This is a genomic window from Sphingomonas sp. UV9, assembly GCF_004101245.1.
Classification (GTDB): Bacteria; Pseudomonadota; Alphaproteobacteria; order Sphingomonadales; family Sphingomonadaceae; genus Sphingomonas.
On the sequence record NZ_SCIN01000006.1, the window covers coordinates 39,274 to 53,435 of the forward strand.

The 14,162-nt window shown below is 65.6% G+C and carries 14 protein-coding genes; 13 read left to right on the forward strand and 1 reads right to left on the reverse strand.

The window, feature by feature from the left end:
* Position 1: 1 nt before the first annotated feature.
* From EQZ23_RS18990 to EQZ23_RS19030, 9 genes are all read left to right on the forward strand, one after another.
* A complete protein-coding gene (locus EQZ23_RS18990) occupies positions 2–586 on the forward strand; it encodes a DUF305 domain-containing protein (protein ID WP_164913529.1) in 585 nt (194 codons plus the stop codon).
* A 77-nt stretch (positions 587–663) separates the two neighbouring features.
* Positions 664–1,038, forward strand: coding sequence for a DUF305 domain-containing protein (locus EQZ23_RS18995; protein WP_128456067.1), 375 nt, complete (start codon positions 664–666; stop codon positions 1,036–1,038).
* 161 nt (positions 1,039–1,199) lie between these two features.
* Positions 1,200–1,544, forward strand: coding sequence for a hypothetical protein (locus EQZ23_RS19000; protein ID WP_240663693.1), 345 nt, complete (start codon positions 1,200–1,202; stop codon positions 1,542–1,544).
* 90 nt (positions 1,545–1,634) lie between these two features.
* On the forward strand, positions 1,635–2,888 hold the full coding sequence (locus tag EQZ23_RS19005) for a TolC family protein (protein WP_128456033.1): 1,254 nt from the start codon (positions 1,635–1,637) through the stop codon (positions 2,886–2,888).
* Positions 2,885–4,102 (forward strand): efflux RND transporter periplasmic adaptor subunit, encoded by a 1,218-nt coding sequence (locus tag EQZ23_RS19010; RefSeq protein ID WP_128456034.1) that lies wholly within the window; start codon positions 2,885–2,887, stop codon positions 4,100–4,102. Before EQZ23_RS19005 ends, EQZ23_RS19010 begins: the two co-directional genes overlap by 4 nt.
* Positions 4,099–7,260, forward strand: coding sequence for an efflux RND transporter permease subunit (locus EQZ23_RS19015; protein ID WP_128456035.1), 3,162 nt, complete (start codon positions 4,099–4,101; stop codon positions 7,258–7,260). Before EQZ23_RS19010 ends, EQZ23_RS19015 begins: the two co-directional genes overlap by 4 nt.
* Positions 7,257–7,589, forward strand: a complete 333-nt coding sequence (locus EQZ23_RS19020) for a copper-binding protein (RefSeq protein WP_128456036.1) — start codon at positions 7,257–7,259, stop codon at positions 7,587–7,589. Before EQZ23_RS19015 ends, EQZ23_RS19020 begins: the two co-directional genes overlap by 4 nt.
* A 723-nt stretch (positions 7,590–8,312) precedes the next feature.
* Entirely contained in the window at positions 8,313–8,504 is a 192-nt protein-coding gene (locus EQZ23_RS19025; protein ID WP_128456037.1) for a hypothetical protein, read from the forward strand.
* A 44-nt stretch (positions 8,505–8,548) separates the two neighbouring features.
* Complete coding sequence (locus EQZ23_RS19030; protein WP_128456038.1) at positions 8,549–10,396, forward strand: ParB/RepB/Spo0J family partition protein; 1,848 nt, start codon at positions 8,549–8,551, stop codon at positions 10,394–10,396.
* Positions 10,397–10,568: 172 nt separating this feature from the next.
* Here EQZ23_RS19030 and EQZ23_RS19035 read toward each other — a convergent pair whose 3' ends face one another.
* Positions 10,569–10,988, reverse strand: a complete 420-nt coding sequence (locus tag EQZ23_RS19035; protein ID WP_128456039.1) for a hypothetical protein — start codon at positions 10,986–10,988, stop codon at positions 10,569–10,571.
* Positions 10,989–11,431: 443 nt separating this feature from the next.
* Here EQZ23_RS19035 and EQZ23_RS19040 point away from each other — a divergent pair, with 443 nt between their 5' ends.
* The 4 genes from EQZ23_RS19040 to EQZ23_RS19055 all read left to right on the forward strand — a co-directional run bounded on the left by EQZ23_RS19040 (position 11,432) and on the right by EQZ23_RS19055 (position 14,159).
* Positions 11,432–11,818 carry a DUF3768 domain-containing protein gene (locus tag EQZ23_RS19040; protein ID WP_128456040.1) on the forward strand — a complete coding sequence of 129 codons (387 nt, stop codon included), beginning with the start codon at positions 11,432–11,434 and terminating at the stop codon, positions 11,816–11,818.
* Between the two features lie 115 nt (positions 11,819–11,933).
* Positions 11,934–12,191 (forward strand): hypothetical protein, encoded by a 258-nt coding sequence (locus EQZ23_RS19045; protein ID WP_128456041.1) that lies wholly within the window; start codon positions 11,934–11,936, stop codon positions 12,189–12,191.
* 5 nt (positions 12,192–12,196) lie between these two features.
* Positions 12,197–13,474, forward strand: coding sequence for a Fic family protein (locus tag EQZ23_RS19050; protein WP_128456042.1), 1,278 nt, complete (start codon positions 12,197–12,199; stop codon positions 13,472–13,474).
* Between the two features lie 16 nt (positions 13,475–13,490).
* On the forward strand, positions 13,491–14,159 hold the full coding sequence (locus EQZ23_RS19055) for an SOS response-associated peptidase family protein (protein ID WP_128456043.1): 669 nt from the start codon (positions 13,491–13,493) through the stop codon (positions 14,157–14,159).
* The last annotated feature ends 3 nt before the right edge of the window (positions 14,160–14,162 follow it).

Sequence of the window (14,162 nt, forward strand, 5' to 3'; positions counted from 1 at the left end):
GATGGATAACCAGGAGAAAAGTAGCGGAACGGGTTACGGTCGTTTTGCCGCGATGATCGCGACTTCGACCATCGTGATGTTCGGTCTGATGTATCTGAACACCTACACGTGGAGTCACGTCGAATATAGCCAGACCCGAATGTGGATGGCCGTCGTCATGGGAGCGACGATGGGCGTCATCATGCTCGGCTTCATGTGGTCGATGTATAAGAACCGGACCGTCAATTTGGCGATTCTGGCCGGTAGCGTCGTAGTCTTCGCGCTCGCCTTATGGCTGGTCCGCAGCCAGGAGACGGTCGACGACGTGAGCTATATGAAGGCGATGATCCCACACCACTCGATCGCGATCATGACGAGCGAGCGGGCGCACATCAAAGATCCCGAAGTTCGCCGACTGGCCGATGGGATCATCGATGCCCAGGTTCGCGAAATCACAGACATGAAGCGGATGATTGCGCGGCTGGAAGCGCACCCCACGCCGAACGGCGCGCCGGACCTACCGTCTTACCGCGACAAGCAGGTTCCCCCTCCCCCGCCCGAAACCGACGAGAGCGCCGGGGTGAACACCCTACAGCCGATCCGCTGAAGGCGTGAGGGATGCGATGCTTTGCCGCGTAGAAGGTTGAGTAATCACCGAGGAGATCGAGAATGCGTTTGATACCGATGTTTGCAGCCTTTGCGATCCTCGCCACCCCCGCGCTCGCGCAGCAGGGCGGGATGCAGGGCATGGATCATAGCCAGATGAAGGGCATGAACCACGGCGACATGGCCACGATGATGGCCGGCAATCCCTACGGGCAGGCCGAGATGGACATGCACCAGAAGATGATGGCCGCCAAGCAGGGCGACCCATCGGAAATGTGGACCCGCAAGATGATCGAGCATCACCGCGGCGCGATCACCATGTCGCGTGTCGCGGTGCGCGACGCCAAGGATGCCGAGACGCGGCAGATGGCGCAGATGACGATCACCAAGCAGGAAAAGGATATTGCAGAGCTACAGGCGTGGCTCCGCAAGCACGGTAAGCGCCCGCAATAACGGGTGTTGCCCCGCCCTGTTTTCCCAAGGACGGGCAACAGGGCGGGGCTTTCGATTTCACATGTAACCAAATTGATGATCTCGCGAAAAAGACTTGGCCGATTGACAGTTTCAAAGGCGCCCCGCAGGAAATGCATGTGAAGCGCCTATTTCTTTTCCTGATGCTGATCGGCGTGATGGCCGGGCTTGCTGTGCAGCAGCCGGCCCAGGCGCTTGCCGCCCCGGCAGGTGCGATGGACATGTCAGCGATGGCAACGAGCGACATGGCGTCGATGCCGGATTGCATGTCGGCGATGGAGAAGGACGCATCTCACAAGCCGTGCAAGTGCGGCTTGGCCGGCTGCATCGCTATGATGGCGTCGGGCGGATCGATGATGCTGTCCGACGCATCGATGGTTCTCCAGGCTGCGGCCCGCTCCGATCGTGATGAGCAGATCGGTATCTTCGCAGCCTTGCGCGGCCGTTCGACCGCCCCCGAGCCAGAACCTCCTTCGATCCTGATCTGATTTCAAGTCCGCGCGCGTGCTCGTCACGCGACCCGGCGCGCATGCGCCGGGTACGACGCGATGTGAACTCAAGGATCAGGACATGATGAAATGCGAACCCCCTTACGCCGCCGCGCGTCGCGCGCGCTGGTATGGCTCGCGCTCGCGTCGGTCAGTATGCCGGCGATTGCCGGACCGCTGACCTTCGACGCGGCGCTGCAAAAAGCCGCTGCCGACGCGCCGTCCATCAAGGCGAAGTCGCTCGGTGCGGATGCTATGCGTTCGGCGCGAAGCGCCGCAGGACAGTTGCCCGATCCCAAGCTCGCGCTCGGGATCGACAGCTTTCCGATCTCGGGACCGCTCGCGTTCGCGCCACAGCGCGATAACTTCACCTGGGCGCGCGTCGGTGTCTCGCAGGACATTCCCAATCTTGCCAAGCGTCGCGCGCAACGTGGTCGCGCCGAAGCGGACATAGGCGTCGCCGACGCAGAGACCGGTGTGGAGGCCCGCATCGTCAAGGTCCAGGCCGCGCTTGCATGGATCAGTCTCGCATATGCCGAGCGTAGACTTACGGCGCTCGACACGGTGCTCCACCGGCTCGACCGCTTCGTCAAAGCGTCACCCGGTGCGGTCGCGTCGGGTGCATCGCGGCCAGCGCAGGTGCTCGCCGGGCGCGAAGCCGTTGCGAAATTACAGGACCGTCGCGACGAGCTGGTGTCGATGGTCGGCCGCGCGCGCGCCGACCTCACGCGCTGGACGGGCGAAGCCGACCCCGACATCGCAGGTCCGATCCCGGACTTCACGGTAGAGCCTGCGCGCCTGCGCGCGTCGCTTCGCGAGCATCCGACGCTGGTGTTGGCCGGTGCCACCATCGGTCGCGCGGATGCCGACCTCCGCATGGCCGAGGCCGAACGGCGTCCCGATTTCGGCGTCGATCTGTCCTACCAACGCCGCGATCCCCGGTTCGGCGATTATGTGTCTGCCGGGGTCACGATCGGCCTGCCGTTGTTCAAAAAGCGGCGTCAGGAACCGTTGATCGCGGCCCGCGCTGCCGATGCTAACAGTGCACGCGCCGGCGCAGATGCGAGTTTGCGCGAACTGACCGCCGATCTCGAAGCAGGTCTTGCCGATCACGCGATGCACCACGCGCAATGGTCGCGCGCCCGCGACGTGCTGCAGCCGCTCGCCGAGCAGCGGGTGACGCTCGAGACCGGCAGTTACAGCGCCGGGCGCGCCACCCTCACCGACATCGCCGACGCGCATGCCGCGCTTGCCGATGCGGTCCTCACCACGCTCGATCGCGAGGCGACTGTCGCCGCGGATGGCGCGCGGCTCATTCTTCTGTTCGGGAGCACCGACCAATGACCCTCACGTCACTTCAACGGTCGCAGCTCGCGGCGACGTTTGCCGCTGTCGCCCTCGTGGCGGGCGCTGGAGGCTATTATCTGGCCGGTTCGCATGATGGGGCACCTGCCGCCGGGACGACGGACACCCCTCGCAAGCCTCTCTATTATTACGACCCGATGGTGCCGCAGGAGCATTACGACAATCCGGATTCCCTGTCGTCGATGGGGATGAAGACGGTCCCCAAATATGCCGACGCGAGTAGCGGCCCAACGGCAAAGCCAGGCGTCACGATCGACCCTTCGGCGATGCAGAACCTCGGCATCCGGCTTGCGACCGCGACCACCGGCACGTTGGCCGGCACGCTCGATGTGACCGGCGCAATCGACTTCAATCAGCGCGACATCGCAATCGTGCAGGCACGTGCCGCTGGCTTCATCCAGCGGGTCTATGGCCGCGCACCGGGCGACATAATCCGTGCCGGGGCGCCGATCGCCGACGTGCTGGTCCCCGAATGGGGCGGCGCTCAGGGGGAATATGAAGCGGTGCGCAAGACCGGCGACCCGTCGTTGATCGCTGCCGCACGCCAGCGTCTTCGACTGATCGGCATTCCGGGCGGCGTGGCGGGCGGGCGCGGGATGAGCACCATCCGCAGCCCGATCGGGGGCGTTATCCAGACACTCGATGCCCGCGCCGGCGTTACGCTCGCACCCGGTCAGACGCTGGCGCAGGTCAATGGCCTCGCCACGGTTTGGTTGAACGCTGCAGTGCCGGAAGTCCGCGCAACCGCAGTCAAAGTCGGGCAGACCGCGAATGCCGAGCTGGCGGGGTTTCCTGGCGAGCGCTTCACCGGCCGCGTCATCGCCGTCTTGCCGACGACGCAGGCGGACAGCCGGACGCTCACGGTACGGATCGAGCTGCGTAACCCGGGCGGTCGCCTGCGCCCCGGCATGTTCGCGACCGTCCATCTGGGCGGCACGTCCGACACCGCGCTGCTGGTGCCGAGCGAAGCCGTGATCCGCACCGGCAAGCGTACGCTGGTCATGCTTGCCGACGGCAAGGGTCGTTTCCGACCGGCCGAGGTCCGTATCGGGCGCGAGGCGGGCGGCCAGACCGAAATTCTCGCCGGATTGGCATCAGGCGAGAAGGTCGTCGCATCGGGCCAGTTCCTGCTCGATAGCGAGGCGAGCCTGACCGGAATCGCCGCGCGCCCGATCACGGGGGACACGAAGTGATCGCGCGGATTATCGAGGCGTCCGTCAAGGCGCGCTTCCTCGTCCTGCTCGCAGCTCTCGCGCTGATCGTCGTCGGGGTGGGCGCTTTGCGCTCGACCGCGGTCGATGCGCTGCCCGACCTGTCCGACCTCCAGGTCATCATCCGCACCACCTATCCGGGCCAAGCCCCGCAGATCGTCGAGAACCAGGTCACGTATCCGCTCGCGACGACGATGCTGTCCGTGCCGGGCGCACGCGTGGTGCGCGGCTATTCGTTCGTCGGCGACAGCTTCGTCTATGTCCTGTTCGACGACGCGACCGATCTCTATTGGGCGCGCAGCCGCGTCCTCGAATATCTGAGCCAGGTGCAAAGCCGCCTCCCCGAGGGTGCGAAGGCATCGCTCGGCCCGGATGCTACCGGGGTGGGCTGGGTCTATGAATATGCGCTGGTCGACCGGACCGGGCGTCACGACCTCGCACAGCTCCGCAGCATCCAGGACTGGTTCCTGCGCTACGAATTGAAGACCGTGCCGGGGGTCGCCGAGGTCGCGAGCATCGGCGGGATGGTGAAAGAGTATCAGGTCGTCCTCGATCCGCAGAAGCTGGCCGCTTACGGGATCACCCACGAGGCGGTGACCGAGGCACTGAAGCGCGGCAACCAGGAGAGCGGCGGATCGGTCCTCGAGATGGCCGAGGCGGAATATATCGTCCGCGCGACCGGCTATCTGAAGACGCTCGACGACTTCCGCGGCGTTCCGCTCAAGACGGTTGGCGGCGTCCCCGTGACACTCGGCGACGTCGCCACAATTCAGATCGGTCCGGAAATGCGGCGCGGGTTGGCAGAGCTCAATGGCGAGGGTGAGGTTGCAGGCGGCGTCATCGTGATGCGCCAGGGCAAGAACGCGCGCGAGGTGATCGACGGGGTACGCACACGGCTCGAGGAATTGAAGAAGAGCCTGCCACCCGGCGTGGAGGTCGTCACCACCTATGACCGGTCGGGCCTGATCGATCGCGCGGTCAACAATCTGACCGCCAAGCTGATCGAGGAGTTCATCGTCGTGGCGCTCGTCTGCGCGCTGTTCCTCTGGCACGTCCGTTCCGCGCTGGTTGCCATTCTCACGCTCCCGCTCGGTATCCTGATCGCCTTTATCGCGATGCGCGTGCAGGGACTGAACGCCAATATCCTCTCGCTGGGCGGCATCGCCATCGCCATCGGCGCAATGGTCGATGCGGCCGTCGTCATGATCGAAAACGCGCACAAACATCTCGAGCATTGGGCGCAAGATCATCCCGATGAGACATTAGCGGGTGGCGAGCGCTGGCGCGTCATCACCGCGGCAGCGGTCGAGGTCGGCCCGGCGCTGTTCCTCAGCCTTCTCATTATCACTTTCTCGTTCGTGCCGATCTTCTCGCTTCAGGGTCAGGAGGGGAGGCTGTTCGCGCCACTCGCCTTTACCAAGACCTATGCGATGGCGGGCGCTGCGATCCTGTCGATCACGCTGATCCCGGTGCTGATGGGGCTACTGATCCGCGGGCGCATTCCGTCCGAGAATGCCAATCCGATCAACCGCGTCCTCACCCGCATCTACCGTCCCGCGCTCGACTGGGTACTGGCGCGGCCGAAACAGGCGCTGGTTATCGCCGGCCTCGTGTTTGCGACCAGCCTCTGGCCGATCAGCCAGCTAGGCGGCGAGTTCATCCCGCAGATGAACGAGGGCGACCTGCTCTACATGCCTTCCGCGCTGCCCGGCATCTCGACCGCCAAGGCCGGCCAGCTTCTTCAGCTAACCGACCGGCTCATCAAGACCGTACCCGAAGTGGAAAGCGTGTTCGGCAAGGCTGGCCGCGCCGACACCGCGACCGACCCTGCCCCGCTCGAAATGTTCGAGACCACGATCCGCTTCAAGCCCAAGGATCAGTGGCGCGCGGGCATGACGCAGGACAAATTGATCGATCAGCTCGACAAGGCGGTGAAGGTGCCGGGCCTCGCCAATTTCTGGATTCCCCCGATCCGTAATCGGATCGAGATGCTGTCGACCGGCATCAAGAGTCCGATTGGCATCAAGGTGGCAGGCGCGAACCTCGCCGAGATCGATGCAGCCGCGCGCGAGATCGAACAGGTCGCGAAAACCGTGCCCGGGGTCGGATCGGCGCTGGCCGAACGGCTCACCGGCGGGCGGTATATCGATGTCGATATCAACCGGGCCGCCGCGGCACGCTATGGCCTCAACGTCGCCGACGTGCAGTCGATCGTGTCGGGCGCGATCGGCGGAGAGACGATCGGCCAGACCGTCGAAGGCCTCGCGCGTTATCCGATTAGCGTGCGTTATCCGCGCGAGCTGCGCGACAGCATCGATGGCTTGCGAAACCTGGCCGTGCTGACGCCGGCAGGGCAGCAGATCACGCTCGGCACCGTCGCCGACGTTCGCATCACCGATGGACCGCCGATGCTGCGCAGCGAGAACGGTCGACCGGTGACGTGGATCTACATCGACGGACGCGGCGCGCCACTCACCACCATCGTTCGTGATCTGCAAAACGCGATCGCCGCCAAGGTAAAACTGCCGCCCGGCGTCAGTGTCACCTATACCGGCCAGTTCGAGTATCTGGAGCGCGCAGTCGAGCGATTGAAGATCGTCGTTCCGGCGACCTTGGTCATCATCTTCCTGCTGCTCTACGCGACCTTTCGCCGGCTCGATGAAGCCGCGCTGGTGATGGGCACGCTCCCGTTCGCGCTCACCGGCGGTCTATGGCTGCTCTATCTGCTCGGCTACAACCAATCGGTCGCAACCGGTGTCGGGTTCATCGCGCTCGCGGGTGTTTCGGCCGAGTTCGGCGTGGTGATGCTGATCTACCTCAAGCATGCGCTGGATGCCCGAGGCCCGGTGCCGGACGATGCCGAAGTCGAGGCTGCCGTGCGCGAAGGCGCCCTCCTTCGTGTCCGGCCCAAGGCTATGACGGTCGCGGTGATCCTGGCTGGCCTGGTTCCGATCCTGATCGGTACAGGCACCGGCTCCGAAGTGATGAGCCGGATCGCGGCTCCCATGATCGGAGGCATGCTCACCGCACCGTTGCTCTCGATGCTGGTACTGCCGGCAGCGTTCCTGCTGCTGCGGCGCTCCCGGCGTTCCCCTCACCCTTCGACCCCAGTCCCACCGCTGCAAAGGAATACGCTATGAAGAAGACCCTGTTGGCACTCGCCGCCCTCGCGGGCCTGACAACGACCACAGCATCGGCGCAGTCGAGCGCTTCCATGCAGGGCATGCCGATGAAGGGGGCCGTGAAGGTCGGTCGCGGCAGTGGCGTCGTGACCGCGATCGATCCCAAGGCCGCCAAGGTGACGATCCAGCATGGGCCGATCGCGGCACTGGGCTGGCCTGCGATGACGATGGCGTTCACGGCAATCCCACCGGCACTGCTCAAGACCGTGAAAGTCGGGCAGAGGGTCGACTTTGCCATGAGGATGCGCGGCTCCGTGGCGGAGGTTACTTCCATCCACGCTCGTTGATCCCGGGCACGATCGTCAGCACGTCAGGCGCGTGCCGTGACGGTCGTGCGTCTTTCATATCTGCCAGCACCGTCAGCCGATCCGACTTTCGCATCTCTTGATCGCATCGATGCCCGACTACCGAAAAGTCATCGCGCGAACATCCGGATGACCAGATTGATAGCCCAGAGAGCCATTCCAGCAGCGCCCAGCCCCGCGACGCAGAGTAACACCACAAGCACGCTTCGTTTCAAGATGAGAGGCATGTGATCTCCGGTTCGCCGCTGTTGACCATGTGAAGCCCGAACAAGCCTGCTGACAATAGGGCGCGCGACCCTGCCGGGCACGGCTCTATCGGCACGCTGACGCGCGCCGACCGAGCCACCGTGCCGGCGTCTCGTCCCTGCCGGGTGACGATCCTCGCGTGAGGTGTGCCACGTGGCACACCTGAGGACGCGCAGCGCGCGAGCAATGTCCGATCGGCGTCGATGCCCTCCCCCGGAGGCCATCCGCCGCGGGGAACACCAAGGGCTGCTGCCCTTTCGTTCCCGAAGGAAAATAGACAGCCCCGTGTTGTCCGCCAAGCGCGGCACCCGACACCCTTTGGGGGTGTCGGCCGCACTAGGCGGCCTGCCCGCGCCAGGCCGTCGATTTTCCTCCTCCCTCCCCATCCCGCTCCTCGCCGGAGAGGCAGAGCCGGTTGCAGCAGCGACCGGCTGCGCCTCGAAAGAAGGAGAAAGGACAATGACTTACACCCGATATACCGGCGATCCGTACTGGAAACGGGCGAAAGCCCAAGGGACCAGCGCCGACGGCACCCCCTACCGCAAGGGCGAGCGCGTGTTCTTCTATCCCCGTACCGGCGTCACCTACGCGGGCGGCAGCGCGACGCGCGCATCGGCCGAGTTCGACGAACTCGCGAGCCTCGAAGGCTGACCCCCTCCCCGACATCGAACCATTCCAGATCAAGGAACATCGTCATGGCTATCATCCATCCCCGTCTGTCACAGCTTCGTCTCTCCCCGCTCAATCAGCGCCGCGTGAAACCGGCAGCGATCGAGGCAATGGCCGACGACATCGACGCGCACGGCTTGTTGCAGAACCTCGTCGCCTATGAGGAAGACGGCCTGTTGTACGTGTTCGCCGGAGGGCGGCGCTATCGCGGCCTCAAAGTCTTGGTGAAGCGCAAGCGGGTCAAGAACAGCGACACCTTCCCGGTCGAGTTGCGGAGCAAGGAAGAGGCGATCGAACTGTCGCTCGCCGAGAACTTCCAGCGTGAGGACATGCACCCCGCCGACAGCATCCGCGCCTTCGCCGCACTCCGCGACACCGGCATGGACGCCGAGGAAATCGCCGCCCGGTTCGGTCAGGCAGTCAGCTTCGTCTACAAGATGCTCCGCCTTTCCGCGCTCGCTCCGTCTCTGATCGACCTGATCGCCAAGGACCAGTTGTCGCTCGAGGCCGCGCGCGCGCTCACCCTCACAGACGACCACGACCAGCAGATGAAGGTCGCCAAGGCGGCGAACGGCCACGCCCACACCATCCGCCGGATGCTCACCACCGAGAAGGTCGACACGACCCACGGCGCATTCCTGTTCGTCGGTCGCGATGCCTATGTCGAGAAGGGCGGCACCATTACCGTCGACCTGTTCAGCCAAGGCGCGGAAGGCTTCGCCGACCAGCCCAAACTCGTGCAGGAACTCGCCGAGGAAAAGCTGGACGCCATCGCCGACGAATATCGCAGCATCGGTTGGCATGAGGTCCGCGCCCAACTGGACCGCCCTTACGACCTCTACATGAAGGGCAGCATGTATCCGGCCACGCGCGAGCCGACCGAGGCCGAAGCGGCACGGATGGACGCCATCGACGCCGAGATCGAGCGGATCGCGGAAGCCGAGGGCGAAGACAGCGAGAGGATCGAGCCGCTGTCCGCCGAGCGCGATGCGATCACCGAGAGCTTGCGCGCTTTCAACCGCGAGCAGGTGGCGGTCGGGGGCGTGGCACTGTGGGTTTCGCAGGACGGATCGATCGGCAAGAGCTTCTATCGGGCAAAGGCCGAACCCAAGCCCAAGGCGACCCACGACGGCCCGACGCCGTTCTACAGCAACAGCCTGATCGCCGACCTGTCGCGCATCAAGACGCAGATCGTGCAGGAAGCGGTCGCGTCCGACCCGGCGCTGGCGCTCGACATCATGCTCGACAGCCTTGCGGGTCAGTTGCTGCACGGCGCGCACAGCTACCAGATGGCGATCGACGTTCAGGCCAAAACGGTCGCGATCGACGTGGCGCAGGAGTTGATGGCGACCAGCGACGTTCGTCCGGTCGAGGACACGATGGCGACCCGCTTCGCATCGATCCCCGCCGAAGGCCGGTTCGAGGCGATCCGCGCGATGGAGGCCGACGACAAGATGGCGTTGCTCGCCGGGTTGGTCGCGATGACTGTGGACGGCACCCTGTTCGCGGGCGGTTCCCCCGGGCAACGGCACCATCGGTTCGAGCAGATCGCACGGGCGAGCGGGGTGGACATCGCCGCACGTTGGAGTGCCCCCATCGGCCTGTTCGACAAGATGCGCCGCGCCGCGATGATCGACCTCTTACGTGAGGAAGTCGGTGGCCCCAGCGCCGAGAATTGCGCGAGCATCAAGAAGAAGGCCGACCTTGCGGTAAACGTGTCGGGACGGTTGCCTGCGAACTGGCTTCCCGCCCCGATGAAGATCGGTGCGTTCGATCAGCCCGAGCATGACCCGGTGGATTTCGACGCCGACATCCACGGCGATGATATCGAGGGAGCGGAAGACGATCAGATGGCGGACGACGAGATGGCGTGAGGCGTTATCGGGGGCCGGTGCAGATCGGCCCCCTCTCTGCCAGCGTTGCGTCCATGAGCGGCCCCGTCGCCGGCGCGACAGCCATGCCCCGCATGGCCGTCGCGCCCGCGGCCCTTTCAGGCCCGCGGGCGCCGCCCGACCGAGGCCGGGCGGCGCCGTGGCGACTTCGAGTTTACGACAGGAGCGCCAGCAGGTCGCCGAGCGCGCGACGTCGGTAGGCGTTGAACCAGCGCCGTCGCCGATGCTCGGCCGCATCGTGGATCATGTGACAGCGCTGGCAAAGCGCAGCCAGGTTGCGCGCCGCATTGTCTGTCGGATCGTGGTTGAGGTGCGCGCACGCGATATAAACTCGGGTCACGCGCACGATCGTCGCCACCCCGTGTTCGGGCGGGCGGACCCGCCGCCCCCGCCCGTTGCGCCAGTGCCGACGATCGGTGTCCCACCATCGCCCGTCGCCCAGATGGAACACGCGCCGACCGTGCGGACGCCGGCAATGCTCGCATCGCCCCTTGGCACGACCGAAGCGGATCAGCTTCGACAGCTCGGGCCAGTCGATCGGATAGAGCCAGCGATGTTCGGCCATGATCGGCATGACGATTCTATGAGTCAGCCGAGCCGAGAACGAAAGCAGAAAATCGCCTAGTACGCCGAGAGCCTTCGGCTATGCCGCGCCACCGGCGAAGGCCCTCGTCCCAAGCGGGTTCTCACGCCAGCATGACGATCGCCGCGCGGGGCGTCGCCGCCCAGATCAGCAGCCGCGCGGAGATCCGCGCCGCGCCATAGTGCGCCGATCGCCGTCGCGAGCGGCGCGAGGGGAACGCCAAGGGTGCTGCCCTTTCGTTCCCGAACGACAATCGACCGCCCGTGTAATCCGCCGAGCGCGGCACCCGACGCCCTGCAGGGCATCGGCCGCGCTAGGGCGGCTCGCCCGCGCCAGCGGTAGATTCTCGCTCCCCCTCCCCATCCCGTCCTCGCCGGACAGGCAGGGCCGTGAGGCCGAGTGGCCTTGCGGCCCATGCCAGAAGGAGGACAACCATGCCGACCCCCGAGCAGATCGACACCATCCGTCGCCTCAACGACGCCGCGCGCGAGCGTCCCGGACACACCTCAATCGCCAACGTGACGAGCGGCTTTTACGCCCTCGCCGACACCGATCGCCTTGCTGCGCTGGCCGCGATCATCGGCTTTTCCGCGTTCGGGGAGGACAACGACCCTTATGGAGAGCATGATTTCGGCGCAGTGTATCGCCTCGCGTCGGGGCAGTGGACGCAGGAACGACCGGATGATGCCGCGCAGATCGCCGCGTCCGTTTTCTGGAAAGTCGATTGTTACGACACCACGCTCACCTATGGCAGCGACGCACCTTGGGACGAGCAGCGGACCAAGCGGGTGCTGACGATCATGCTGGCGAGCGAATACTGATCGTCCCCCCCATGCGCCGCGCCCGGAACGGCACGGCGCACGGTTACAAACCGGCAGTGATTTATTGAGAAATCACGCCGTTGGGTGTAGTGTATGAGCGAGAAAGGATGACGCGATGGCCCAGATCGATATCGAAACGCTGCGCGAGCGCATCCGGCTGATGGACTTCGAGCGCGGGACACCCGAGCAGGTCGCCTTGTGGCGCGAGGATGTGGCGGAGGCGCGAGCCAACCTCGACATCGAGGACATGACGCCAACGCCCGACGAGGACGCGATGTTCGCGATGATGCTCGACGAGGGCGTCCCGCCAGCGGTGATGCCGTCTATCATCCTCGGTCTCTATAAGCCCGGATCGCGCCAGATCGCCGCCTGACGCCGGTGAGCGATCCTTATACCTATCCGGGCACGGACACCCTTCGAAACCGGCTCGGCATCACCGAGGAAAAGACGCTCACCGAAGCTGAGCGGCGCCTTACCCAGGCGCGCGGCGCCGAGGCCGCGCGCCTGACCTTTCCCGCGACCGCAGACGGCTATCGCTCACTCCACCGGCACCTGTTCCAGGACCTCTACGATTGGGCGGGCCAGGACCGCACCGTCAACATCGCCAAGGGTGGATCGAGCTTCGCTGCCGTCCCCTACCTCGCGCGCGAATTGGACAAGCTGTTCGCCGATGCGCGGGCGAAGGAAGGCTTTCGCGGCCTTCCCCGAGACGAGTTCTTCGACCGGCTCGGCAATCACATCAACGAGATCAACGCCATCCATCCCTTTCGCGAAGGGAACGGGCGCACGATGCGTCATCACGCGGCGCAGCTCGCGCGCGATGCCGGTCATCCGATCCGGATCGCCTTGATCGACAAGACTGCATGGATGGAGGCCTCCCGCCACGGCTTCCTGACCGGCGATCACCGCGGCATGACCGCGGTCCTTGCCGGCGCGGCGATCCGGCGAGACCCTGCGCCCGAAGCGCGGATCGGTCCCGCCGGGATCGCCATGCTTCCGCAACGCGCCCCGCCTGAAGGGCAGCGGTACAGGGTGACGCTCGCCAAGGCGCGCGAAGAGCTCGAACGCTACCTGCCCGCTGCGCGCCAGCAAGCGGCCGACCGGTTGCGCGGGATGATTAAGGAGGGTGCGCCGTCCGCTGCTATCGCGAACGCCCGCACCGAGCTGGCCTATGTCCGCCACGCCAAGGGGCCGGTCTACCAGACGCACCTTCTCACCTATCTCGGCGTCCGGCAGGTCGATGCCGTCGTCGGCCCCCAGCAGACCCCGCTCGAGCGCGTTCGCGAGATCGGCGCGGCGCTCGGCGTACAGATCAATGGCCAGCAGCCGACGCACGTCCAGCGCGCGGTCCGCGCGCTGGAGCGCCCCGTCCTGCCACCCGGACATTCGCCGGGCCAGGAGCGGCTTGCCGAGCAGTTCGTCAAGAACACGCCCGAGAAGAACCACGCCGATCCGCGCCTCGCGCCCGCGCAGGCGATCGTCGACGCCGCGATGCAGACGGCGCGGGATCGAGGCGAGAGTAGCCGCATGATCGGAACGATCGGGGAGTCGACCCGTCAGCTCGTCGCCGATCGGATCAAGACGGGCGGCGCGTTGGACACCGAACTGGGACGCGCAGCAAGCCCGGCACCGCGCGATAAGGACCGGAGCCGATAGCGGCAGGGAGAGCAGCATGTGCAACAGGTATCGGCTTTCGGCGAAGCAGGCCGCCGTGATGCGCGCGGCCGGGTTCGATCCGCCCTACCCTGAAGAGGAGAACCATCCGGTGCCGCGCGAGATCTTCCCCACGGGGAAGAAGACAGCGCGGCACGGTCTCGTCGTGCGACTATCGGCCCAAGGCAACCGGCCCTTGGAGCCGGTCGCGATGGAGTGGGGTTTCCCAACCCAGGTGCCGAGCAAGCGCGATCCGGCGGTGAAGCTCGACAAGTACGTGACCAACGCCCGCAACCTCGCATCTTCGATGTGGCGGCCGTCGATCGCTAGCGCCGATCGCCGCTGCCTAGTCCCGTTCACGCACTTTGCCGAGCCGCACCCGGAAGGCGGTATGGGCGACGACGGCAAGCCCCGGCAGATGTGGTTTTCCATCCCCGACAAGCCGATCGCGTTCTTCGCCGGGTTATGGCGGCCGACCGGGCTCGGCGACGCCTATGCCTTCGTCACGACGGCACCCAACGCGATCGTATCGCCGTGGCATCCCAAGGCGATGCCGGCGATCCTTCATCCCCGAGATTTTACGACCTGGCTCGACGGCTCGCAGGACGAGGCGCTGGCGTTGGTTCGGCCTTACGACGGGCCGATGATCGAGCAGGTCGAGACACCCGGCGACGAGCTGGTCGGCTAGCTC